Source organism: Neobacillus sp. FW104-15D2 (assembly GCF_058790155.1).
Genome location: NZ_JBYTCJ010000013.1, coordinates 29,462 through 53,655 on the forward strand (window position 1 = coordinate 29,462; position 24,194 = coordinate 53,655).

Here is a 24,194-nt window from a genome sequence, read left to right on the forward strand (position 1 = left end):
GGCAGAGAATTCCCCTGCCGATGACTTTTTAGCTTCATTCAAATTCATAAATAAACAGCTTTTTCTCTTTATTTTGATGCTGAATAATCGTGAATAAAGGCTGCTAATCGTTTCAGCATTTCAGGATTTACCTGTGGAAACACTCCATGCCCAAGGTTAAATATATGTCCTGGCTTTGCCAGTCCCTGGTCAAGCACATCCTTCGCTTTTTGTTCAATTACTTCCCATGGTGCAAGCAAAATGGCAGGATCAAGATTTCCCTGAACAGTTTTAGTAATTCCTAATTCTCTTGCTTCTGTGATAGATAATCGCCAATCCAGCCCTACTACATCAATCGGCAGATCGTTCCATTCCATAGCCAGGTGGCTAGCTCCTACACCAAACATAATTAATGGTACGTTTTCTTCTTTTAAAGAAGAAAAAATCCGCTGCATTACTGGTTTAATATAATAGCGGTAATCTACCGTATTCAAGGCACCGACCCATGAGTCAAAAATTTGAATAGCCTTTGCTCCTGCTTTTATCTGGGATTTAACATATGTAATAATCATATCCCCTAGCTTATCCATTAATGCAAACCAGGCTTTAGGCTCCGCATACATAAACGCTTTTGTTTTGTTGTAATTTCTTGAAGGCCCGCCCTCTATCATATAACTCGCTAATGTAAAGGGAGCGCCCGAAAATCCAATCAGTGGTACAGATAATTGTTCCTCTGTTAAGAGTTTAATTGTATTAAGGACATACGGAACATCCTCTTCCGGATTAATTTCTCCAAGCTTTTCAACATCTGCAAGTGACCCTACAGGATTTGCGATAACCGGGCCAATTCCTGATTTTATTTCCACATCCACACCTATAGCCGGCAGTGGAGTCATAATATCTTTATAAAGAATTGCTGCGTCTACGTTATATTGTTCCACGGGCAAGCGCGTCACATATGCACAAAGCTCAGGCTGATGGGTTATTTCAAATAAAGAATATTTCTCTTTAATGGCTCTATACTCAGGCTGAGATCTTCCCGCCTGCCTCATATACCATACTGGTGTATAATCTGTTTTTCCACCTCTTGCGGCTTTTAAAAATGTTTCGTTAATCTTCCTTGTCATTAAGGGAGCCACCTTTCTGGAGCATATCTTTTTTCATTTTAATATATCCAACTTAAAAATAGAAACTAATTGTCCGTGTTTTCCTTTTCATAACTGTCTCCACTATATAGGATTTAGCTGCTTTATGTATAGGCGGCAAGGATAAGTGTCAAAAAATAGTCGTTTTTTTGTTTTTCTGACTGTAAAAATTGGATATACAAACATAATAGGGTACTTTTAATAAAGGAATGCCTTAAATCTTATAAAAAACAGGGGTGGATAGTATTGAATATCTACATGACCACAGGAACGTTTGACTTTCTTAATAGCATTCGAAAAAAACATGCGAATGAGAAAATGTCCATCATGCAAAATGCTGAAGGAGCCCTTCTTCTTCATGAGACAAATGGCGATACTGTTTTTAGTACACCAAGAAGCTATGAGGTGGTAGATTCTGCAGGTGAGCTTGGAAGCATTGCTTACGTAGTTATGAATAATATCCCTGTAACGGAGGAGGGCAGGCCGTTATTTGAATATCGCTTTAACAACAGGGCAAGAATGGTTGAAAATGTACCAGGATTCCAGGCGATCCGGGTTCTGCGGCCACTATCAAACGATACCTACATTATCCTGACTGTATGGGATGCCGCTGACGACTTTCTTAACTGGCAGTCCTCGAAATCTTACGAAAAAGCGCATGAAAAAAGAGGAACCGAAAAAGGGATCGATACTGTACCGAATATTTTTTCGGCCAGCTCCTACGTTACTAAATACACCATTATCGAGGGATAATACAAGATTAAAAAAGGAACAGGTCTTCCCTGTTCCTTTTTTATCGTTTATAAAATTATAGATTTTTACTTTGTGGATGACTTCGAACTTGGTTATTGTAATCCAGCTCCACAAGGAAAGCGTCGTCAGCTTAATCATCGCACGAAGGAAAAGCTTTAGCTTTTTCGAGGACGTGGCGATTTTAGCATTGCATCATCTACCCAGGCGCTTCCGCTTTTTGTTCTTAGTGAATTTCACAAAATTTATCATGATTGCTCACCACTTGATAGGTCCCTCATATCCTGTATTACATCCCCCGGGCTATCACCCACGCCCATCCGGAGATGATAGGAAGGAGGCCTTTTTATGGTTGTAGAGCTTACCGCTCTCCACTGGATATATGTACTTTTTATCGCACTCATTATTGGATTTATGGTAATGAGAAGGGATACTACCCTGGTCTGTATCGCAGGAATATTTTTAATTGCGTTCACCGCCACAGGTTCTTTAAGCGGCTCAGTGAGCAGTATCTTTAATAGCTTCATTTATGCTATTACGGAATTGTTGTCCACTATTCTCGTTATCTCTATTATTGTAGGAATGAGCAGAACTCTGACAGTAACCGGGATCAATGATGTAATGATTTCTCCTTTTTCAAAGCTTATAAAAAATTCTTCACTCGCTTACTGGATAATTGGAATTCTCATGATGGTCATTTCCTGGTTCTTCTGGCCATCCCCAGCTGTAGCTTTATTAGGAGCTGTGCTTCTGCCAGTAGCCTTAAAAGCTGGTTTACCTGCACTTGGCGTAGCAATGGCAATGAACTTATTTGGTCATGGGATAGCCCTATCCGGCGACTACATTATCCAGGCTGCACCGAAACTTACTGCTGATGCCGCAAGCCTCCAGGTGAGCGATGTTGTTCAGGCTAGTATTCCCTTAGTATTTATTATGGGACTTGTCACAACAGTAACGGCCTTTTATTTCTTAAAAAGGGATATGAAAAAGGGAAAGCTTCAGGCCGAGGTACTTTCTGAAGTAAAACAGGAAGATTTGCAAGTCCAGCCGGAGTTATTAACACAGGGAAAAAAGCGCTTCTTTGCAATATTTGTACCTGTTTTATTTCTAATTGACGTAGCTGCTATGTATTTCCTGCATTTACAGGGCGGAGATGCTACTGCTCTTATCGGCGGAACATCGATCTTTATCCTCCTGACTATCACACTTGCAGCCTATAAAAATAAAGGTCTTGAACAAACCACAGAATACTTGATTGAGGGATTTCAATTTGGTTTTAGAGTCTTTGGACCGGTCATTCCCATTGCAGCCTTCTTCTACCTAGGTGATGCTGGCTTCACTAAAATTATTGGTGAGTTTTTGCCTAAGGGTTCTCAGGGAATTGTGAATGATTTAGGGGTGGCACTTGCTTCAATTGTTCCTTTGAGCAAGGAGGTTGGGGCTATAACGCTAACCACAGTCGGTGCTATTACTGGTTTGGATGGATCAGGCTTCTCCGGTATTTCCCTTGCCGGGTCTATTGCCCACTTATTTGCTATTTCGATTGGAAAGGGCGCAGCCACTCTTACAGCACTTGGACAGATTGCAGCCATATGGGTTGGCGGAGGAACACTTGTCCCATGGGCCCTTATTCCGGCTGCTGCAATTTGTAATGTGGATCCATTTGAACTGGCGCGAAGAAATCTGCTTCCTGTTACAATCGGGCTAGTCGTTACGACTATTGTAGCAATGTTCCTTATCTAAAAAAAGCTGGCCCAAATTCTCTTTTAAATAGAGGAAATTGGGTCGGCTTCTTATTTTAATATTGTTAATGGTAAGGGAATCTGCGACACTCCAGCGGAAAACGGGCTGGCAATACCCTCAAGCGAGGTACGAGGTGGCTTGCCAGTTCGTCCGCGTAAAGGAGCGGAGTCCCCATTTTCAAAAGACTATTTTTTAAAAGCTATTTTTTTAGAGTAGTTGTATAAGAGAATCCATAAATAAACCCAAGCATATCCTAGTGCATAGCCTCCAATTACATCAGTAGGGAAATGGACTTGCAGTATGATTCTGCTTGCACCTAATAACAGAATAAATATAATAAAAACTGCAGCCGTAATTTTTTTGGCTTTTTTACTTTTAAGATCCATGGTAATGAAATAAACAGTAAAAAAGTATAAAATCATTCCAAGCATTGCATGACCGCTTGGAAAGCTGTAGCTGCTAACAGGAACAAGATGTTCCAGTTCTGGTCTGGGACGGGCCACTGTATCCTTTATCCATTTGCTCAGTTCATTCCCCAGAGCAATTGCCAGCGCAAAAGCACCCACCCCTGTAAAATCTTTTTTTCGGATTAATAAATAGGCAAGCACGAGTAACGCAACCAGCCCTATTCCCTTTTTATCCCCCATTGCTGTTAGCTGGATAAAAAAAGGATGAAATGCTTCTGGAACATTTGAAAATAACGCAGTAATTTTTTCATCCAGCCATAAAGGTTTATCCTTTTGGACCTCCATTATGGTTAATACTGATACAACGATAGATAAACAAAACATAATAAAAGACAACTTGAAACCGTTTTTTCTCTCCATTCTTCTCCCCCTTAACCCGTTTACAGCTTCTCCCTATTTGTATAAATCCCTTATGACTGTTTCTGAGAGTATACCTGCAAACATTAAAAAGTATATGAAAATTTTTAAATAAAATCCACTTTATTTAATAGAAGAATGTTAAAATAGTTAGAAAATACAAACAATGGAGGAGTTACTTTGCTAAAGGAAATCTTTGACTCATTAGAAAGCCGATACGATGAAATGGTTTCTATCCGCCGCTATTTACATCAGAATCCAGAACTGTCTTTTAAAGAAGTAAATACCGCAAAATACATAAAGTCCTTTTATGAGGAGCTTGGAATTGAAGTCAGAGGAAATGTAGGCGGAAACGGAGTCGTGGCAAAGGTCTATGGAGGAAAACCGGGTAAAACAGTAGCATTGCGTGCAGACTTTGATGCACTGCCGATCCAGGACGAAAAAGATGTACCTTACCGCTCCCTCGTACCAGGTGTCATGCATGCATGCGGACATGATGGGCATACGGCCACTCTTCTGGTCCTTGCCAAAGCGATTAATGAACACAAAAACGAATTGGCTGGCACATTCGTTTTTATTCATCAGCATGCGGAGGAGTATGCTCCCGGAGGCGCGGCATCTATGATAGATGCTGGCTGTCTTGAGGGTGTAGACGCAATCTTTGGAACCCATCTTTGGGCTTTGGAGCCATTGGGCAAAATTCAATACCGCACAGGACCTATTATGGCGGCGGCGGACAGGTTTGAAATAAATATTCAGGGAAAGGGCGGTCATGGAGCCCAGCCTCATAATACAAAAGATACAATTGTTACAGCCTCTCAGCTTGTTATCAATCTCCAGCAGATTGTGAGCAGGAGGGTAAATCCGGTGGATTCTGCAGTTGTTACTGTTGGTTCCTTTACCGCTGAAAATGCTTTTAATGTTATCGCGGATAAAGCAAAGCTGATTGGTACTGTCAGAACTTTTAATGAAGATACCCGGACTTTCATAGAGAAAGAAATAGAAAGGGTTACTTATGGCACGTGCTATTCCACAGAGAGTACTTATGAGTATGAATTTGTAAGAGGATATCCGGCAGTGGTAAATCCTTCTGCGGAAACAGAATTCCTCATTTCCTGTGCGAAAAATGTTCCGGAAGTAAATATTATTGAAGAAACTGAGCCTCATATGGGAGGCGAGGATTTTGCCTATTATCTTCAAAAGGTTCCGGGAAATTTCTTTTTTACTGGAGCCAGTCCGGCAAATGCAGAAGCCATCTTTCCTCACCATCATCCAAGATTTGATATAGATGAGCGGGCAATGCTTATTGCGGCAAAAACACTAGGAACCGCGGCTATTCAATATAGTTTAAAAGCGCAAGAACCTGTACAAGTTTAAATTAAAAATAAGAGACCAGCCCCCAGCTATTTAATCGGCATGGGGGCTTTCTTTTAATATTCTAAGCCTGTAGGCATTCATCGCTGTATCTCCAAGGTGCTTTAAAAGATTGTTGTTTGCATAGGCTCCCACAAAGGCGCCAATTCCCGGAACAAGCTGCAGTAATTTGGCAAGGTCCAGATAATCCCGATACTCCTGCTGAAACTCTCTCCAGTCAATTTCGGTTATTCCTTCCTTCTTCTGGTCCCAATGATCAATGATTTCGTAAGCTTCCCTCCTGGCTTCATCACTTGAAAACGCAAGCTTAAAAACATGAAGGATAAACAGCCGTTCTGAATATTCGCTTGTATCATATCCATATACAGCTGCCAATTCAAATAGTGCTTTCATTTTAATAGCTAAAAGCAATGGAAAGTCAGCAAGCCCCAGAAGAATTCCTCCTGCTCCTGTTCCCGCCCCCTCAATGACGGCTGCCTTTTGATATGCAGCTATTTTTTTTCGAGCAAGCTCATCCCGCTCCTCTAAAGTTTTGGCAGGAGGCTGTTTTCTGAAATTAGTATATTGAGAACCGACCAATGTAGCTTTCACCATTCCTTTTATCCCCTCAGTTACAACAGAGTGAACCTTTTCAGGAATAATTCCATTTATTTTTGTCTGAGCCTTTTTCGATAAACGGTTCATGATCCCTGATCGTTTTGTAACCTCCTGCTTCCATTCCTGTAATTCATCGCAAAGCTTTAATTCATATTCATTCATAGATTCCCAACCTTTACAAATTGTTTATACAAGTTAGTACGTAAAATACCGTATATTGTTTCAAAAAATCCTCTTTCATTAGAAAGAGGACCCTGGTTTCTTTATTCTCTTGTTGCTGTAAATATAAACAAAATAATACGTAAAAAGAAGCCCAACCGCCAGTGAAACAAGCGCCTCAAAAAATTCTCCCTTTACCAGAATTAATAAAGCAAAGAGAAAGGCCTGTATACAAAGGACCACGGAAAGTATAAAGAAAAAAGCAGCTTCCTTATATTTCTCCATAACCGGGTATAAATCAACCCAAAGCTTATTTTGGTGATGATTCCATAGTGGCAACAGCTGAAATCCTGTTAAATAAAGAAACAAAACAGATAGGAGCACCTGGCCCCATCCGAAGGATAAAAAGTAAACCGCCAGACCACCAATTACTGTAAGCCGAAGGAATAATCCCAAATAATCCCCCGTCCGAAGAAACGTTCTGGAAAATAAATAATGAAATGTTTTTTCAGATGAGAAAGAGATGGAACGAAGGAAAATATCCAGCCATATCCGCCTCTTTACAGAATCCTTTAATTTAGGCACATCCGTAAACATATTGGCCAGCCTGTAAAAGGAAGCCATTCTTTTTTCTTCCTGGGTAATAAGGGCATCCCATTTTAATCCTTTTTGTTCCGATTTCCTTTTAAAATAAAGGTAATATAAAACCATGATTAAGCCCATAATCCCAAGTAAAAGGAAACTTGCCTGATTGAAGAGGAGATATACGAAAACCGCATTTACAAAAAAACGAACAACGAAGTCCCGAACATGAACAGATTGATCTACTTCGTATTGAACCTTCCAGCCAACAGCCAGGTTCCACGCTTTTACGACCAATAAAACAGCAAAGAATGGAATAAAAAGTCCAAATCCCTTTCCGCTTACCTGTGCAAAAATCGGCATGAGTACAGCCTGAATCATCAGGAGAATATAGCCCTGAAAAATAAGGCTGACTATACCCGCACGGAAAAAGAATTTATTCAGTTTATTTTCCAGGGGCAGGAGGAAAACTTTATCCGCTTCCAATAAAAAATTATAAACAGGACTGTAGGTCAGTAAAAATCCCAGCACCAGTGCCATAATAGACGCAGCAGGAAAGTCTTCCGGCAAAGTTTTGACCCACTTTTGATAATAAAAGGCGGCCGAACCAATAAGAAATAACAGCACGATCATAAGGTGCCCATTGAAAATATAGCGAAGATATTTTCCAATGTCCTTCATCCGCTGTCCGGAACGGTCCTTCCATAGCTTATTTTCATCAAACATAATTTTCTTCCTTTGTCAGCTGGATATACAAATCATCAAGGGTCGCACCAGGCATTGAAAATTCCTCCCTTAATTCTTCCAGTGTCCCCTTTGCCCTGATCTTTCCTTCATGTAAGATAACAAACCGGTCACAGTATCTCTCCGCAGTTGCAAGTATATGAGTGGACATCAAAATTCCCGCGCCATTTTCTTTCATTTTCTTCATTAAATCCAATAGTGATTGAATTCCAAGAGGATCAAGACCTACAAATGGCTCATCTACTATGTATAGGGATGGCTGCACCAAAAAAGCGCACATAATCATTACTTTTTGCTTCATTCCCTTTGAAAAATGCGCTGGAAACCATTTTAAGCGTTTTTCCATTCGAAATTCCTTTAACAGTCTGGCTGTCCGCTCTTCATAGTCCGATGGATTAAGCCCATATGCCATGGCTGTAAGCTTTAAGTGTTCTTCCAGCGTTAATTCTTCATATAGTATTGGTGTTTCAGGAATAAAGGTAAATTTTTTTCGATAAGCTTCTTTATCCTCCATAATGGTGTGGCCATTCAATTTAATTTGACCGCTATGAGGCTCCATTAGGCCTATGATATGTTTTATTGTTGTACTTTTCCCGGCACCGTTCAATCCAATTAAGCCAATAATTTCTTTTTCCTTTACATCGAACGAAACATCTTTTAGGACAGGATTCCTTGTATAGCCGCCTGTCAGGTTTTGAATTTCCAATAACGACATTGCAAAACGTCCTTCCTCTTTAGTATCCTGGGTACTAAATTGTGTTGCCTATAATGTTTCATTTTAACAAAATATCCTTGATAAAAATAGAAATCCGCTAATTTGAAAATTTAAGTGCATTTTTTTTAAAAAGAGGGACATCATAATTAGTGAAGGGGAAAACATCAAATTGAAAATGAGGTGTCTGTCGCAGACATATAATTATTCAATTTAACCGCTTCCATACGTTTAATAAGGGGATGGTTGTTATGCACGTTGTAACTATAAACCATTTAACGTTCAGAAAGCACCGCACCGTCTAAGGCAGTTATTAAAACTGAAAAATGAGGTGTTTGCAAAAGACCTATCAACCGCTTTATATGTTGAGAAAACCTATAAAGATACAAGGGGATGGTCAGCTTGAACGAAGTAAACTCTTTAAATGAACACATACCATCATTTTAAAAAATGAGGTGTTTATCAAAGAGAAATCCTGAAAGAACGTCCCAATAAGAAGCATTTCCCCCTTCACAGGGCAGGATTCCTTAGCGGATCCTGCTTTTGTTTTTGTTTTTTTATGGGGCACAAGTGTGGTAAAATACGGTAAAGAAAATCGGTGACTAGACCGATATCCCAATAATGCGTTCAGGATACATAAATATTTATTCTGACTAGCTAACATTATAGAAGGAGTGATAGAAAGATGGACGATTGTATTTTTTGCAAAATAATTCGCGGTGAAATTCCGTCTGCAAAGGTTTTTGAAAATGAACATGTAATGGCGTTCCTTGATATCAGCCAGGTAACAAAGGGACATACCTTAATAATTCCTAAAATACATAAAGAAAACATTTACGAGCTAACACCTGAAATGGCAAGGAATCTTTACGAAGTTGTTCCTGATATTGCTAATGCTTTGAAGGAAACGTTTAATCCAATTGGATTAAATACAGTAAACAATAATGGCGAACACGCCGGCCAGTCAGTATTCCATTTTCACCTTCATTTAATCCCCCGCTACGGTACTGGCGATGGATTTGGTGCAGTATGGAAAAATAATCAAGGTGATTATTCTTCACAAGATCTTGTGGAAATGGCAACAGGCATTAAGAAACATATTTAATAGAATATTTAAAAAACAGGAAGAAAAATTTCTTTCATTTATATGCCTTTCTGTTATATAATGATTATAAGTTTTTCGCTGCAGGCAAAGAGTGCACTGCAGGAGGAACCAAATTGCTTAGTTGAGCAGAGGAGAGATGAGAAATGAATACAAAAAACCTTGTGGCCCTTTCACTTTTAGTGGGAATGGGTGCCGTGCTGCATGCTGTTATTCCAAACATAGTACTTGGAATGAAGCCAGACATGCTTTTAACTATGATGTTCCTGGGCATTATCCTTTTTCCCGAGAAGAAAAGCGTCATGCTTCTTGCCATTGTTAGTGGAGTTGTTTCAGGAATCACATCCACTTTTCCTGGCGGATTGATCCCAAATATCATTGATAAGCCTGTTACAGCAGCTTTGTTTTTATTACTGTTCACATTATTCAAGAAATATCAGACAAACCTTGTTGCCGTTGGTGTTCTAACAGCTGTTGGAACTCTTATTTCCGGTATTGCCTTCCTAACATCCGCTTACTTTATCGTTGGGCTTCCTGGTCCATTTGCTGCTCTATTTGCAGGGGTTGTCCTTCCGGCAGCCGCACTAAACACTGCAGCGATGGTAATCCTGTTCCCAATTGCAAGCTCGGTAGTCAGAAGAACCAATATGACATCACGTCCAGCACAGGTTAATAAATAAGTTGACAGACAGGCCTGCAGAGTGCAGGCCTTTTTTTTGCCTATTAACTTAGAGAACATAAATCAGCCATCCTGTCAGCAGAAGCAGGAGCCCTCCTCCAGAAAAAACCGCAATTCTTTTTTTTAATATCTGTTTAGGCGGATATACTCCCCGCTTTAGAAAATGCAAGAAAAACCGAACCGCCCCATAAAAGAAAACCGCACTTAGAGAGAATAAAATGACTGCTGCACCTTTCACCTATTCCCCTCCCTCCAAAATAACTGTTTATATTATATATATGTCATACAAAAACACGGTATGAGCTTGTATGGTTTAAGAGTATTATGTTTGTGATAAAAAAGAGTACATGCATTTTTTGATTGTTTAAAGGGTATTCTTCCCTTGATGAAGAAAAGATGTATATTGAAATTTTAATGTGGGGGACGGGATATTTATGAAAATAAAACAATTTTTTTACGGTCTGGTACTGGGGGGAATTGCAGCGGGTGTAAGCACCTTATTGACTGCTCCTCAATCAGGTAAAGAAGTAAGAACTTCCCTAAAGGAAAACAAAGATCTATGGAAAAGCCAGCTTGCTGACCTCAAGAAAAGTCTTACCGAGCTTAAGGCTGTTTCCGTGGTTGCTTCCAGAGAAGCAAAAGCCCAAACTTCCATTTTCCTGCAAGAAACAAAGAATTCGATTAACACATGGAAAGAAGATATTTATCCTCATCAGGAGGAGCTTAAAGAAGAAATCACAGAAATTGAAGCTGCTATTCAGCAATTAGAAGCTAGTCTGGCAGATACAAATAAACAGAAGAGCTAACTTAGTTAAGGATATTTTTCAAGAAAAATTGGTTTCTCACTATAAAATCCTTCTTTTAATTAAATAAAAGAAGGATTTTTATCTTAAAAGATAGTATAATACTGTAAAATATTGTATTAAACATATATTCGTGTAAATTTCTAAAAATTTTGCAAATTTATATCTTTATTAATTTTTATTTTATTGGCATAATGTTAATAGAGAAATAAAAAAGTAGGTGAATATGGGGATGACGGAAAAACAATATTCGATGAAAGAAGCTATGTTATTTAGCCAACGGGTAGCCCAATTAAGTAAAGCCTTGTGGAAGTCTATTGAGAAGGATTGGCAGCAGTGGATAAAACCATTTGATTTAAACATCAATGAACATCACATTCTTTGGATTGCCTATCACTTAAACGGCGCTTCCATTTCAGATGTGGCTAAATTCGGTGTCATGCATGTATCTACAGCTTTTAATTTTTCAAAAAAATTAGAAGAAAGAGGCCTGCTTCAATTTTCAAAAAAGGAGAACGACAAAAGGAACACATATGTCTGCCTTACTCCAGAGGGTGAACATATCCTGCTAACTTTAATGGAATCTTATGATCCCGGCAACAATGCTGTATATACAGGCGCCCTGCCGTTAAGAGACCTTTATGGCAAGTTCCCAGAAATAATTGAAATGATGGCTATTGTCCGCAATATTTATGGCGATGATTTCATGGAAATCTTTGAGCGTTCATTCCATAATATTGAGAGTGAATTTGTTGAAAAAGAAGGCAAACTGCAAAAGTCTAAAAATCCTGAAAGGGTTTAAGATAAATACTTTTGCATTTCCTGCATAAACGGTCTAAAGAGCTGCTGTTTAATACATGCCTCTACCACTTCTTTTGCCTTTAGACTGCCAGGAAGGCTTTCAGCAAACTTTTGAAAAAGCGGATGAAAATGGATAAATCCTTCCGCTTTTTGTTCTTCCCATATTTTGTTCAGTTCATCACAAACTCGAAAAAATGCTGTTACCTGCTCTTCTTTAAGGCCTTTTTCTATTATCATCCTATAAAATGGGTATTTATTATTGCCAAGCATACTAAACATTAATTTTTGATAGTACTCCAGTACCTTGATTCTCTCCAAAAGTTCCTTTGTATCCATTACTATTCCCCGTCCCACTCTTCTAAAATCCTTAATTATATTATTGACCTATAAATTGATTTGGTAAACACCTTTTTAAATGACCGTTTTTGAAATAGAGAATCAATTTTGAACGCTTTTTTACTATCTTTTTTTTGGAAGTTTTGCTATTGTATAAAACGTAACAAATTAATCTTATGAATCTAGCATAAAAGGAGGGTCATTAGTGATCTCCATTTTTATTTTGTTCTCCGTTTTTATTTTATTTTATGTAAATAAAATGACCAATTCGCTTTGCCTTCAGAAGGAGATCCCAGAAGAAAACCAACAGAAGGTATTTAGAACAATAAATGTCCTTGTAACCATTTTACTTATTTCTTCCTATATAGAAATTTTATTTACTTAAATGAATGATTTATCAATAAGAAAAGCGAAAGCGCCCGTTCAGCGACGAATGGACTGGGGCCCACTTCGACTGAGATAAAGGATACACGAAATGCCAAGCATTTCGATGTTGACTTATCGTAGGGAGAAGTGGGATGGACACTAAGCGCTGGGCGCTGGAGCTAGACAATTTAAAAGGTAAAACTTTATACTTTCTAAACCATTAAAAAAGCGCAGACTCCAAAAGGATCTCTGCGCTGATGATGCCTTCCTATAGGTAATAAGGCAAGCGATGAGGCAATCTCATCGCTTTTTATTGTTTAAATTAGTACACCCAGGAAGCACCAATGATTATTAAAAGGATAAAGAGGACCACGATTAACGCAAAACCTCCGCCAAAACCATATCCGCCAGACATACATTTTCCTCCTTCCTCATTCTCCGGAGAACCATACTGTCTCCAGACCTTTAGATATCAGAATAAGAGAATTCTGATGAAAACTTTTTACATCCCATCATCGGCAAAACCTAATTTTCCAGTTATCCTTTAAATCCAGGAAGCACCGATAATGATTAACAAATTGAAGAGTACTACGATCAGGGCAAATCCTTTTCCATATTTGTAACCCAACAGTAATACCACTCCCTTTTTGTTCTACCTCATATTATTCAGAAACAGATCAATTCGATTAGGCTAATATCCATATCTCATTCTTTTTTTGAGGTTTTAGGTAAAGGTAATTTTTGGGAGTCACAAACAAGGATTAACTTACGATTTGCGCCTGGTTTTTCCTTTCTTTTTGTTCCTCTTATCATATGTTTGACTATCTTTAATGGAAGTGATTATGGCCAATTTTTTTCCGCCCTTTTTACCTTTTTTTACGTTTTTTTTTGCACAAAATCCCATATGTGTTATAGTAGGGTTTGTGGAATGACACAATAATTCACTGTTTAGGAGAGGTTCAGCATGAAAAAATGGATACTAGCCCTCACTTTAACCGGCGGGGTTTTAGCTTTAAGTGCCTGCAACAATCAAGGGAATGGTTCGGAAACAGTTGCGACATCTAAATCTGGAGATGTTACAAAGGACGAGCTTTATCAAGCAATGAAGAACAAATACGGAGAGCAGACTCTGCAGGAGCTTCTTAATGACAGAATCCTTTCTAAAAAATACAAGGTTTCCGATGCAGAAGTGAACAAGAAAGTTGATGAAATTAAGGGACAAGCAGGGGCAAATTTTGAAATGCTATTGGCCCAAAACAATATTAAAGATGAAAAAGAATTAAAGAAAGTCCTAAAAAGCCAGCTTTTAGTTCAAAAAGCTGCTTCAAAAGATGTAAAAGTAACAGATAAAGAATTAAAGGATTACTATGCAAACTATAAACCAGAAATCAAAGCCCGCCATATCCTTGTTAAGGATGAAAAGACAGCTCTTGAAGTAAAGAAAAAGCTTGATGCAGGTGAGAAGTTTGAAGATCTTGCTAAAAAGTATTCAACTGATACTGCCTCAGCGCAGAGCGGTGGCGACCTAGGCTATTTCGGCCCTGGAAAAATGGTACCTGAATTTGATAAAGCCGCATTTGCTTTAAAGGTTAATGAAATTAGTGCACCTGTTAAGTCTGAATATGGCTATCACATTATCCAGGTAACTGATAAAAAAGAGAAAAAATCTTTTGATCAAATGAAGCCTCAGATGAAAGAAGAAATCCAAGCTACTAAAATGAGCGGCGATGTTATTAACAAAGCCCTTCAGCGTGAATTAAAGGCTGCTGATGTAAAAATTAAGGACAAGGACTTAAAGGGTGCCCTTAATACAAATACAGCTCCTCAGCAATAAGAATAAAAGGTAAATAGAAGCTTTGCTTAGAATAAGCTTCCTCGAATGGGATATTGAGCAAAATCACTTTATTGTCCCAGACAAACAAAAAAAGCTGGCCCGAAGGATTAAACGATCCTTCGGGCCAGCTTTTCTTATTCACTTCTGAACTTTCTTAGGAATTAGCATTAGACACTGTTATTAAGCCTCTTTTTTCTTTCTCCTCGTTAAGACGGGTTATATAGATTTCGCCTTCTCGTTCAATGATTTCCATCTCGATTACTCTGTCTTCCCTTGCTGTTTTCAATGCCATGAAAGCACTTATTATAATTCCAGTTACAACTGCATATACCCAAATAGGAATAATCATATCAGATGCTCCTTTGTTATGATTGGTTGTCCGCTTTTTTAAAAGCATATTCGGAATTTCCCATTAATATGACTGTTTTTCATCTTTTCATCAAAACCAAAAGTAAGGTCAGGACTGAAGAGACCCCGAGTGGCTTTAGGCGATGAGGGTTAACAGGCTCCCCGACTGCCCGAGGAAAGTGAACCATGAAGCGAAAGTCAACTGGCAAGTATAACAATATACATTTGATGGATATTCAAATAAAAAATCCTTCCAAATAAAATGAAAGGATTTTTCCAGTTTTATTTATGAAAAAAAGGCTTGTAGAAAGACCTGTTATCCAGAGCATAAATACGCTCTGAAAATTCTCCTGGCTTTACCCGTTCCAGCGCACGGTCGAGCATATTCATTTTTGCATCCAGGTTATCAATATAATGAAGAATTTCCGCTTCTTTAATAAGTGGCGGCTTCGGGCTTCCCCACTCTGCTTTGCCATGATGACTAAGAACAAGATGCTGAAGAATAAGCACTTCCTCTCCGGAAATCCCCAGTTCATCTGCTGCCTTGCCAATTTCATTAACCATAATGGTGATATGCCCAAGCAAATTTCCTTGTACAGTGTAGACAGTAGAAACTGGGCCTGAAAGCTCCAAAACTTTCCCCATATCATGCAAAATTACTCCAGCATATAGCAGGTCTTTGTCCAGGCTTGGATAAAGACCTGCTATCACCTTTGCCAGGTCGAGCATACTAACAACATGGTAGGCAAGGCCTGATACAAACTCGTGATGATTTTTAGTTGCCGCTGGGTAGTCCAGAAATGCCTGCTGATGCTTCTTTATAAGATGACGCGTAATCCTCTGTATATTTGGGTTTTTCATCTCGAAAATATATTGAGTCAGCATGCTGGTCATTTCTTCCCGGCTCAGAGGCGCCGTCTCCAGAAAATCGCCAAGCTTAACACCGTCTAAAGGTCCTGCGGGACGGATTTGGCGAATCTTTAACTGGCTTTTGCCCCGGTAATTTTGAATGTCACCATTTATTTTAACTATATTTTGAGGAGCATAATTTTTTTCATCATCGTCACTGGCATCCCAAAGCTTAGCTTCTATCTCTCCGCTCTGATCCTGAAGGATGAGAGTCAGAAATGGCTTCCCATTGCTTGCGATCCCTTTAGATGCATTTTTAATTAACATAAATAAATCTATCGTTTCTCCTACATCAAAGTTTAGAATACCTCTGCTCATACCTATACCAACGCTCCTTTCAAATTACGACAAGTATAACATTTGATCTATGATATTATGAAATATTCAATACTTTCCCTTCCTGAAGGCTTATAACGCTTTCGGAGTTAAAAAAATCAAGCATATGCTTGTGGCAGGTGAAAAAAAGCACTTGATGCCCCTTCATGGTCTTTAATAGGTCTATTACCTTTCGGGTTCGGTGTATGTCAAAGTTTACAAAGCCATCATCAATAACGATTGGCATCTGAAAATCTCCATATAAAGTAATTGCCAATGCCAATCTTAAAGAAACATAGACTTGTTCTGCTGTAGCTTGACTTAACTCATTTGCTTCAAACAATATATGATCGTTCCGTTCAATTAAAAAGCCAGTACCTGTTGGCTTAAGCTGGATTCTTCTATACCTTCCATCTGTAAGAAAAAGCAGATACTCTTCCGCTTTTCCCAGCATTCGGGGAAGATGGCTGTTTTTATATTTTTCTACCGTTCTGGCTAACAAATCCTGTGCAATGGAATAAACGGCCCATTCCTTTGCTTCTTCTTCGAATTCAGACTTTTTTTGTTTGTAGCGATGAAGCAATTCAGAATATACTCCTCCATCCTCCAAAACCTGAATCTCATATTTTACTTCAGCTTGTCTCTCGAGTAGTTTCTCAACTTTCGAATGAGCTTCTTCCTCCCTGTTAGTTAGCTCGAATAGTCTTTCATTACCGGGATTCAATTGAAGCCATTGATCCCTGTCATCTTTGCCCAAGAATGATCCCTCAAGCTGCATTCTAATTTCTTTTATCCTTTGACTAATACTCTCAATCTGTTTAGCCTTATTTCCAGCCAAATAAAATTGATCCTCAGTTTCGGCATGTGCCGTTTTAAGCAGTTGTTTCATTTCATTATCCAGGAGTATTTGTTCACTGATTGTTTGTTGAATCTCCTCTTTAAGTTCAGCCAGTTTAGCTGTTTTTTCACTATACTGGATTTGCTTATCCAATTCTGTCCGCATTTTCTCTTTTAAGCGTATAGCAATTCGTTGTAAATCAGAGTCTTCCAGTCCCAGATATTTTTTTCCATTATTTTTAACCGCTATTGATAATTGATCTATTTCTTTACCCAGGGCATCCCGCTTTTCTTCTAATCTTTGTTTTTCCCTGAAATTAACTTTAAATTGCTCTATTAACTGAAATGCATCCATTAAATATAATTCTGCCAGATTTAGGGGGATCTTAAGTTCTGAGCTGATGAGACGAAGGTTCCTATTGTTTTCAGCAGCACTTTCTTCCCATTTCTCATATTGTCCAATAATTCTTTCGTATTGGGCGTTTTGCTGCTCCCATTTTAATTGAAGAATCTTGACTTGCTCTCTTCTCTTTTGGTCCACTTCCAGCTTTTCCTGAAGATTGGAATACTTAAGCGTATCTGAAGAACGCAATCTCTCCTCTAAATCCTGCCTCTTTTGAGCTAATCTCTCCAATGCCTGTCCAGCTGGCACTTCAGACTTCTGCTGTCTGTTAAAATAATAAGAGAACCCTAGTCCAGCAGCCGCAGCTGCTGCAATAGTTAAAAAGGTCCACTGCTTATTAATAATTGCATAATATAAAACTAAAACAATAAACACACAATAGGCAGTGAATTGTATTTGGAGATTTTTTCTTTGCCGTTTTAACGTTACCTTTTCTTTTTGTGCAGCATCCTCATAGTATTCCTTCTGTTCTTGAACTGATCTTAATGCGTCTTCTAAACCTCTGACATCTGCCAGGCTTCTTAATTGTTCTTCAAGCTCTAATCTGCTATCTGCTGATAGAATTTTTCTGCTGGCTAACCGAAGTTCCTCCTCGAGCTCTTCAAGCTTTTCCTTTTCCTCCTGAAAACGAACATCCAAATCCTGTTTAGCATTGTGAAGCCGCTGCTGTTCCTTGTGGAGATTCTCTACTTGTTTTTTCATATAAATATTTGTATTTATTCCTTGAAGTTCTTCCTCAGATATGGAAAGATGCAGTTTTTCCTTTAATCCCTCAAGGGTCTCCTTAATTTCAAACAGCCTTTCTTGAGTTTGTCTATCTTCAAGCTTTAGCTGATCATAAAGAGGCATTATTTCTATTGATGAACTTACATTAGGCTCATCCTCCAGCAGTCTTAGATCCGGCTTGAGCTCCTTTACTTGATCAGTCAGCAGCTCGAACCGCTCCTCCAAAATTTTTCCCCTTGCAAAGAGAGGCTTTAAGGACTGCTTTAACCTTTCAAACCTTTCAATACCGTTTGGAGGAAAGGATACTTCTCCTAACTGCTTCAATTCATGTGCTAACAATTTTTCTTCCCTGGTTAAAGGTTCAATCCGCTTCCACTCCTGAAGGTGAGAACTTTCTCTCACAACTAGTGATAATTCTTCTTTCAAATTTGCTATTTCCTGTTGAAGGCTTTCCCCTTCATTGATTAATGCCTCGTATTGCATTGTTTTGGATGAAGCCTTTTTTAATTCGGTTCGAAGTTCATTTAGTTCTTTTAGTTTCATATTTAATGCAGGATTTTTCCCACCAGGCTTAAATCTCTGTTCCAATTCTTTTTTTATTTCTGCCTCCGCAAGAACGAGTTTTTCTGTTCCGAAAGTTCCGGCTGAAAAAAGAAATTTTCCGATTTCCTCATTTTTCATCTGATGAATATTTTGGAGACCTTGCAGGTTAAAGGAAAAAATCGCCTGGTATAATCCTTTATCCATACTTGATAGCAATTTTTTTAGTAGCTCTTCATCACCAATTTCCCCGTTTTCCATAGAAACAGTAACATCCCCAACAGCCTTACCTTTTACCCTTTCAATAACAGCAAATCCATGTTGTTCATGGAATACTCTAATATTTCCGCCGTACCTGGAATGCAATTTTGGTTCGTACCTCAACTCATTCTGCTGTTTTGTTGGAAAGCCAAACAGAATTCCATGTATAAATGCCATTATCGTAGATTTCCCAGCCTCATTTTCACCATAGAAGACCTGTAAGGAATCCTTTATTGAGAGCTTAAGATTTTCGAGCTGGCCATAGCCGTAAATATTTAGTTCAATAATCTTCAAGTCTTACACCGCCTTTTTGATTAAAGAGAAGACAACAGCCTCAGCAAAGTGGTTTCTGCTTTTTGGAGAAGTTCCTTTTCTTCTAGCTTGCTGAGCCCCTCCAGAAATTTTCTTGCCTGATTGTGTTCATACAAAGGGGAAAGAGTGTGATGGATTTCATCATACTGATCAATAGTCTGAAATAAATCCCCATAAAAACCTGCTTTTTTTCGCAGTTCCTCCCGGCTTGTTTGAATCTTGTCATCAATCACAATGTTTGTAATCCAAACAAAGGATTCCTCTTCTTCTTCTCCCTCTTGAAGCAGATCTAAAATCTCGGAATACAAATTGTGATTCACCACATCTATTTCTTTAAGCTGAATATTTTCCAATCGCAAAGAAATAATAGATCCCCTTCCATCCACCCGATGTTTTTCAATCTCTGTATGGCATAACGAAAGAATCTCTTCTATTGTATTAGCTTCACTTCCATCTATAATTACTGACTCCCAGATAATATCCGCCATATTTATAAATTCATAGGTGGATCCCGTATCTCCAAGTGATACTAGATAACATCCTTTTTCGCCTGTTTCTTTTCGGTTTCTTCCTTGAATATTACCTGAATAAATTATAGGCGGTTCCTGATTCAATATTGATCTTTTATGTATATGGCCCAAGGCCCAGTAATCGAAATTTTTGCTGATCAAATCCGTTAACAGAAAAGGGGCGTATTTTCCATGCTCACTGCTGCCACCATCATGCCCATGTAAAATTCCAATATGAAAATCCGCATTATCTTCTCTTTTATAATCATCAATTTTCTTTTCAGTCACGTGCCTTACGGGATAGCTAAATCCGTATATATTTACTGTTGCTCCGCTTTTAACCTGTATTTGTTTTACTTCCACCTCTGTTGAGAACGTATGGAAATCATTCGGCATATCGATTTGAACCCATGTCCCGTTTAAATGATCATGATTGCCATGGACTGCATAAACGGGAATACCTTTATCTGCAAGCCTCTTCATTTCCTTACGAAATATGGATTGAGCCCGAAGACTTCTATCCTCACCGTCATATAAATCCCCGGCCAGAATAAGAAAATCCACATTATATTGAATGGCTGCATTTACAATTTTATTCAGTGAACGAAAGGTACTTTCCCTCAACCTCTTTGCAATTTTTTCAGGAATGTGCTTTAACCCTGTCATTGGGCTATCCAAATGCAGGTCAGCCGCATGTATAAAAGTCACTTTTTTCATATTCCAAACCCTTTCAAGGCCTTTTAATAACATTTTATCATTTGCAAAAAACGAATGCACGTTCGATTTGTTTTTTTGAGAGAAAATAAAACAAAATAGCAGATAAACTGATTGTATTCTTAGAAAAACTTGGCATTCGCCAAGTCCTTTTTGGCGGATGCTTTAGTTTTGCTTATCACGCTCAAATCGGCACATCCTCAAAAAAGCTATGCTTTTTCTTCGTGCGAGGCAAAGCTGACGTAGCTTTCCTTGTCCTGTGCCTTTCGCCTGACTAGGACTTCCTCGGAAAAGCTAGTGCTTTTCCTTCGTGCGATGATATTGCTGACGAAGCCTTCCTTATCCTGTCCGTCGTGCGTTCAGAATTTATGGATATAAATCTGATTAGCTAAAAAAAAGAGTCCTCTAAGGAGAGAACTCAAGTATTATTATTATTTATTTTTAGTAAGCTGAAGGGCTTTCTTAATATCTTTAAAAGAGCTTGATCGGCCATACATCAATACTCCGCCTCTGTAAACCTTAGCTCCGAAAATCGCTAGAAATAATATTGTTGCAGCCAAAATAGCGATACTTAAAAATGATTCCCATATTGGAATATTCAGCATTCCAACACGAAGAAACATAATCATAGGAGCAAAAAAGGGAATAAAGGAGGTAACTGTAATGAACGTGGAATCTGGCTTACTCAGCCCAAAAGCTGCAATAACAAAGCCTGCAATAACTAACATTGACATTGGAGAAATCATCTGTTGGACATCCTCAATACGGCTGACAAGAGATCCTAAAAAAGCGGCAAGTGTTGCATAAAGAAAGTAACCCAGCAGAAAGAAAATAATGGCATAAATAATAGTGCCGATAGGTAATTCACTGAATCCAAAGAAGTCGGAGAAACTTCCTTTAAGCTGCTCCATATTTTTTTGCATAGAGTAATAACCGGCTGAAAGCAAAAAAGCGAGCTGGGTAATACTCAGGAGTGCTACACCTATAATTTTGGCAAACATCTGCTTGATAGGTGATACACTTGAAATGAGAATTTCCATTACACGTGATGACTTTTCGATGGCAACTTCCATGGCGATCATATTAGCATACATGAGAACTGCAAAGTAAATGATGAAAAGCAAAATATACACAATTCCCCTGGCTTGATTAAGCTCAGCTTCTGTTTTGGCATTTCTCTCTAAAGCTGCTTTTTTAAATAGTACTGGCTTATAGAGCTTTTGAAGCTGTGCATCAGTGAGATTGATTTGTCTTGCAGCAAGCATGGTTTTTAACTGCTGCAATCCGTTTTGGAGATCTGTATATATCGCTGAATCTGCAATCGTCAAGGCTTTATATGATCCTTCGGGAAGATTATCCTTATCAAGGCTTAGTACCAAGTATCCTCTGAGGGCACCATTCTCAACCTTTTTTTCAGCCTCTTTTTCTGTCCCTGTAAAAGTACTCAGCTTTAAATCCTTATTAATTAACTTTACCTGTTCCTTAAAAGGAGTATAAAGCTGTCCTGTTTTATCTAATACAGCAATTCTTTCCGCTCCACCATTTTTATCAAACAAATCCATGATTCGGTTTAGATTGGTTATAGCAAGCATAAAAACAAGCATCACAATTGTGGTTACGATAAAAGATTTAGTCTTTAATTTTGTAAGATAGGTATGAGACAGAATTATCCAGAAGTTATTCATAGGAGGCACCAACTTTCTCTATAAAAATATCATTTAAAGAAGGTTCTTCCAAAGCAAACTTTCTAACAAAGCCTTTTCCTGCTACTTCTGAAAATATTCTTTCCGCAACTTGCTCATTTTCTATCTGCAAAATGATACCTTCAGCTGTTATTTTCATTTTGACGACCCCAGGAAATTTTTTTAAGAAATCAAGTGAAAAATCAGCATGAACAATTAAATTTTTCTTTCCAAAAGATCGTTTAATATCTCTTAAAGCGCCGTGTACAACAGGTTTACCGTGATGCATAATACAAAGGTGTTCACACATCTCTTCAACATGTTCCATCCGATGGCTTGAAAATACTATCGTTGTACCGCTTTCTTTTAAGCCTAAAACTGCTTCCTTCAATAATTCAACATTAACCGGATCCAGCCCGCTAAATGGTTCATCGAGAATTAATAGTTCTGGATTATGGATAACGGAAGCAATAAATTGTATCTTCTGCTGGTTGCCCTTAGAAAGCTCCTCTACCTTTTTATTTTCATATTCCGGAATATTAAACCTTTCAAGCCAGTATTTTAATTCCTTTTGGGCTGCAGACTTTTCCATTCCTCTCAATCTTGCTAAGTATACAATTTGTTCACGGACTTTTAGTTTTGGATATAAACCTCTTTCCTCGGGCAGATATCCTATTAAATGGCTGGCAGAATAATCTAACGCTTTATCCTTCCATGTTATTTTCCCTTCGCTCGGATCGATTAAGCCAAGTATCATTCTAAAGGTAGTAGTTTTACCAGCACCATTAGCACCTAAAAAACCAAACATCTCCTTTTCCGGTATAGTAATGGACAAATTATTTACAGCAGAAAACTCTCCATATCTTTTAGTAACATGTTCCAAATTTAACGCCAAATCTTTATCCCCCTTCACACATCTTTTACAAATATAGCATACTTAAAGGGATAATTTGCCATTTACTCTTTATATTTTTTGCACATTTTTTTAAATTATGCAAAAATAATAGTTACATAGCTTATTATTAGGGGGTTATTAAATGAAGACATACAAATTAACTGTTTTTGAACAAGATGGAGAGAAAATTATGGAGGAATCATTCCAAGCAGAAAATGATGATTCTGCAAAAGAAATCGGCGGCAGACTTTTGGATGAAAAAGGCTACCATGACAAAACACATCGCTGCACTTCACCTGCAGGTAAACTTTTGCTTTTTCACGTTTAAAACTTAACCATGCAAAAACCCGCCCCACAGGCGGGTTTTTATATTTGTCTAGCTTCAGCCCCACAGCATCTGTACTGGACTCTTATGCTTTTCCTATTTCCCAATAAAATTAGGTTTCCTCTTCTCAGCAAAGGCCTGAATTCCTTCCAGGTGATCCTGTGTTTGCCTCATTTTAAATTGCCCGTATTTTTCAAGCTCGAGCATTTTTAGTAATTGGGGACGATTCTTTTCAGCAAGAATTTTCTTGGTTTTTATCATTGCCTGGACAGGTTTGCTGAGCCATTCACGAATGCGCAATTCCACCGCTTCTTTTAAATCGTTTTCTGCTATCTCTTGAATAAGTCCCTGTTTCAAGGCCTCTGCGGCAGTTAAAGCTTTACCTTCCCAAATTAGCTGTTTAGCTTTTACTTCTCCTAATCTTTTTTCCAAAAAGAAGTGGGCACCACCATCTGGAATAAGCCCAATGCCAATAAAATTCATTGCAGCTATGCTCTCTGCATGCATAATAATATGGTCTGTTGCCAAAGCCAAACTAAAACCAAGACCTGCTGCAGCACCATTAATTGCACTTAAAGTGAGTTTTGGCATGTTGTAAAGGGTAATGATTAAATCACTAATACATTCCATAATAGGGAAGAAATCATCTTCATCCTTCATCGTAATCATGGACTTAATATCCCCGCCGGATGAGAATGCCTTTCCCCTTCCTGTTAAGACAACAATATCAATGTCATCTGACTCACTAATTTCTTTAAGGGAACATGCCAGCCCTTTAATCATTTCTTTATCCATTGCATTTAAAGTCTCCGGCCTATTCAATTCTACATTTGCAACTCGCCCATTCACAGTGACATTTACTTTTTCCGTTTCAAAATTAACGCTCAC

Annotated in this window: 26 protein-coding genes; 10 read left to right on the forward strand and 16 right to left on the reverse strand. The window is 38.4% G+C overall.

The window, feature by feature from the left end; translation table 11 throughout:
* Window positions 1-68: 68 nt before the first annotated feature.
* Window positions 69-1,106: a uroporphyrinogen decarboxylase gene (gene hemE / locus AC3WR0_RS12060; protein WP_492552548.1), complete on the reverse strand. Its 1,038-nt coding sequence runs from the start codon at window positions 1,104-1,106 to the stop codon at window positions 69-71.
* Window positions 1,107-1,370: 264 nt separating this feature from the next.
* On the opposite strand from hemE, the gene AC3WR0_RS12065 reads away from it, so the two are divergent.
* Window positions 1,371-1,877, forward strand: coding sequence for an antibiotic biosynthesis monooxygenase family protein (locus tag AC3WR0_RS12065; protein WP_492552549.1), 507 nt, complete (start codon window positions 1,371-1,373; stop codon window positions 1,875-1,877).
* Window positions 1,878-2,222: 345 nt separating this feature from the next.
* Window positions 2,223-3,617 carry a hypothetical protein gene (locus tag AC3WR0_RS12070; RefSeq protein ID WP_492552550.1) on the forward strand — a complete coding sequence of 465 codons (1,395 nt, stop codon included), beginning with the start codon at window positions 2,223-2,225 and terminating at the stop codon, window positions 3,615-3,617.
* A 185-nt stretch (window positions 3,618-3,802) separates the two neighbouring features.
* Here AC3WR0_RS12070 and AC3WR0_RS12075 read toward each other — a convergent pair whose 3' ends face one another.
* Window positions 3,803-4,444 carry a phosphatase PAP2 family protein gene (locus AC3WR0_RS12075; protein ID WP_492552551.1) on the reverse strand — a complete coding sequence of 214 codons (642 nt, stop codon included), beginning with the start codon at window positions 4,442-4,444 and terminating at the stop codon, window positions 3,803-3,805.
* Between the two features lie 177 nt (window positions 4,445-4,621).
* Here AC3WR0_RS12075 and AC3WR0_RS12080 point away from each other — a divergent pair, with 177 nt between their 5' ends.
* On the forward strand, window positions 4,622-5,818 hold the full coding sequence (locus AC3WR0_RS12080) for a M20 family metallopeptidase (protein WP_492552552.1): 1,197 nt from the start codon (window positions 4,622-4,624) through the stop codon (window positions 5,816-5,818).
* A gap of 30 nt (window positions 5,819-5,848) precedes the next feature.
* Here the strand turns inward: AC3WR0_RS12080 and AC3WR0_RS12085 are convergent, their stop codons facing one another.
* The 3 genes from AC3WR0_RS12085 to AC3WR0_RS12095 form a co-directional block, all read right to left on the reverse strand.
* Window positions 5,849-6,574: an EcsC family protein gene (locus AC3WR0_RS12085; RefSeq protein WP_492552553.1), complete on the reverse strand. Its 726-nt coding sequence runs from the start codon at window positions 6,572-6,574 to the stop codon at window positions 5,849-5,851.
* Window positions 6,575-6,652: 78 nt separating this feature from the next.
* Window positions 6,653-7,879, reverse strand: a complete 1,227-nt coding sequence (locus AC3WR0_RS12090; protein ID WP_492552554.1) for an ABC transporter permease — start codon at window positions 7,877-7,879, stop codon at window positions 6,653-6,655.
* Window positions 7,872-8,612: an ABC transporter ATP-binding protein gene (locus AC3WR0_RS12095; protein WP_492552555.1), complete on the reverse strand. Its 741-nt coding sequence runs from the start codon at window positions 8,610-8,612 to the stop codon at window positions 7,872-7,874. The genes AC3WR0_RS12090 and AC3WR0_RS12095 overlap by 8 nt, the downstream gene beginning before the upstream one ends.
* A gap of 682 nt (window positions 8,613-9,294) precedes the next feature.
* On the opposite strand from AC3WR0_RS12095, the gene AC3WR0_RS12100 reads away from it, so the two are divergent.
* Window positions 9,295-9,714, forward strand: coding sequence for an HIT family protein (locus AC3WR0_RS12100; protein WP_492552556.1), 420 nt, complete (start codon window positions 9,295-9,297; stop codon window positions 9,712-9,714).
* 143 nt (window positions 9,715-9,857) lie between these two features.
* Window positions 9,858-10,391, forward strand: coding sequence for a tryptophan transporter (locus tag AC3WR0_RS12105; protein ID WP_492552557.1), 534 nt, complete (start codon window positions 9,858-9,860; stop codon window positions 10,389-10,391).
* A 48-nt stretch (window positions 10,392-10,439) separates the two neighbouring features.
* On the opposite strand, the gene yhzF is transcribed toward AC3WR0_RS12105, so the two are convergent.
* Entirely contained in the window at window positions 10,440-10,628 is a 189-nt protein-coding gene (gene yhzF / locus AC3WR0_RS12110; protein ID WP_492552558.1) for a membrane protein YhzF, read from the reverse strand.
* Window positions 10,629-10,824: 196 nt separating this feature from the next.
* Between yhzF and AC3WR0_RS12115 the strand changes: the two genes are divergently transcribed.
* Window positions 10,825-11,196, forward strand: coding sequence for a YtxH domain-containing protein (locus AC3WR0_RS12115; RefSeq protein WP_492552559.1), 372 nt, complete (start codon window positions 10,825-10,827; stop codon window positions 11,194-11,196).
* Between the two features lie 229 nt (window positions 11,197-11,425).
* Complete coding sequence (locus AC3WR0_RS12120; protein WP_492552560.1) at window positions 11,426-11,995, forward strand: HTH-type transcriptional regulator Hpr; 570 nt, start codon at window positions 11,426-11,428, stop codon at window positions 11,993-11,995.
* On the opposite strand, the gene AC3WR0_RS12125 is transcribed toward AC3WR0_RS12120, so the two are convergent.
* Window positions 11,992-12,330, reverse strand: coding sequence for a DUF1878 family protein (locus AC3WR0_RS12125; RefSeq protein WP_492552561.1), 339 nt, complete (start codon window positions 12,328-12,330; stop codon window positions 11,992-11,994). The genes AC3WR0_RS12120 and AC3WR0_RS12125 overlap by 4 nt on opposite strands.
* Window positions 12,331-12,535: 205 nt before the next feature.
* Between AC3WR0_RS12125 and AC3WR0_RS12130 the strand changes: the two genes are divergently transcribed.
* On the forward strand, window positions 12,536-12,715 hold the full coding sequence (locus AC3WR0_RS12130; RefSeq protein WP_027323084.1) for a hypothetical protein: 180 nt from the start codon (window positions 12,536-12,538) through the stop codon (window positions 12,713-12,715).
* Between the two features lie 303 nt (window positions 12,716-13,018).
* Here the strand turns inward: AC3WR0_RS12130 and AC3WR0_RS12135 are convergent, their stop codons facing one another.
* Both AC3WR0_RS12135 and AC3WR0_RS12140 read right to left on the reverse strand, forming a co-directional pair.
* On the reverse strand, window positions 13,019-13,111 hold the full coding sequence (locus AC3WR0_RS12135; RefSeq protein ID WP_081680155.1) for a YjcZ family sporulation protein: 93 nt from the start codon (window positions 13,109-13,111) through the stop codon (window positions 13,019-13,021).
* A 129-nt stretch (window positions 13,112-13,240) separates the two neighbouring features.
* Window positions 13,241-13,336, reverse strand: coding sequence for a YjcZ family sporulation protein (locus AC3WR0_RS12140; protein WP_492552562.1), 96 nt, complete (start codon window positions 13,334-13,336; stop codon window positions 13,241-13,243).
* Window positions 13,337-13,660: 324 nt separating this feature from the next.
* On the opposite strand from AC3WR0_RS12140, the gene AC3WR0_RS12145 reads away from it, so the two are divergent.
* Window positions 13,661-14,530 carry a peptidylprolyl isomerase gene (locus tag AC3WR0_RS12145; protein ID WP_492552563.1) on the forward strand — a complete coding sequence of 290 codons (870 nt, stop codon included), beginning with the start codon at window positions 13,661-13,663 and terminating at the stop codon, window positions 14,528-14,530.
* A 154-nt stretch (window positions 14,531-14,684) separates the two neighbouring features.
* Here the strand turns inward: AC3WR0_RS12145 and AC3WR0_RS12150 are convergent, their stop codons facing one another.
* The 6 genes from AC3WR0_RS12150 to AC3WR0_RS12175 form a co-directional block, all read right to left on the reverse strand.
* A complete protein-coding gene (locus AC3WR0_RS12150; protein WP_492552564.1) occupies window positions 14,685-14,879 on the reverse strand; it encodes a sporulation YhaL family protein in 195 nt (64 codons plus the stop codon).
* A 281-nt stretch (window positions 14,880-15,160) separates the two neighbouring features.
* Window positions 15,161-16,105 carry a 3'-5' exoribonuclease YhaM gene (yhaM, locus tag AC3WR0_RS12155; RefSeq protein WP_492552565.1) on the reverse strand — a complete coding sequence of 315 codons (945 nt, stop codon included), beginning with the start codon at window positions 16,103-16,105 and terminating at the stop codon, window positions 15,161-15,163.
* Between the two features lie 55 nt (window positions 16,106-16,160).
* Window positions 16,161-19,163 carry an ATP-binding protein gene (locus AC3WR0_RS12160; RefSeq protein ID WP_492552566.1) on the reverse strand — a complete coding sequence of 1,001 codons (3,003 nt, stop codon included), beginning with the start codon at window positions 19,161-19,163 and terminating at the stop codon, window positions 16,161-16,163.
* 20 nt (window positions 19,164-19,183) lie between these two features.
* Window positions 19,184-20,407, reverse strand: a complete 1,224-nt coding sequence (locus tag AC3WR0_RS12165) for a metallophosphoesterase family protein (RefSeq protein ID WP_492552567.1) — start codon at window positions 20,405-20,407, stop codon at window positions 19,184-19,186.
* Between the two features lie 428 nt (window positions 20,408-20,835).
* Window positions 20,836-22,089 carry an ABC transporter permease gene (locus AC3WR0_RS12170; RefSeq protein WP_492552568.1) on the reverse strand — a complete coding sequence of 418 codons (1,254 nt, stop codon included), beginning with the start codon at window positions 22,087-22,089 and terminating at the stop codon, window positions 20,836-20,838.
* Window positions 22,082-22,981 (reverse strand): ABC transporter ATP-binding protein, encoded by a 900-nt coding sequence (locus tag AC3WR0_RS12175; protein ID WP_492552569.1) that lies wholly within the window; start codon window positions 22,979-22,981, stop codon window positions 22,082-22,084. The genes AC3WR0_RS12170 and AC3WR0_RS12175 overlap by 8 nt, the downstream gene beginning before the upstream one ends.
* 142 nt (window positions 22,982-23,123) lie before the next feature.
* Here AC3WR0_RS12175 and AC3WR0_RS12180 point away from each other — a divergent pair, with 142 nt between their 5' ends.
* Window positions 23,124-23,309, forward strand: a complete 186-nt coding sequence (locus AC3WR0_RS12180; RefSeq protein ID WP_492552570.1) for a YhzD family protein — start codon at window positions 23,124-23,126, stop codon at window positions 23,307-23,309.
* Window positions 23,310-23,402: 93 nt separating this feature from the next.
* Here AC3WR0_RS12180 and AC3WR0_RS12185 read toward each other — a convergent pair whose 3' ends face one another.
* Complete coding sequence (locus tag AC3WR0_RS12185) at window positions 23,403-24,194, reverse strand: enoyl-CoA hydratase (RefSeq protein WP_492552571.1); 792 nt, start codon at window positions 24,192-24,194, stop codon at window positions 23,403-23,405.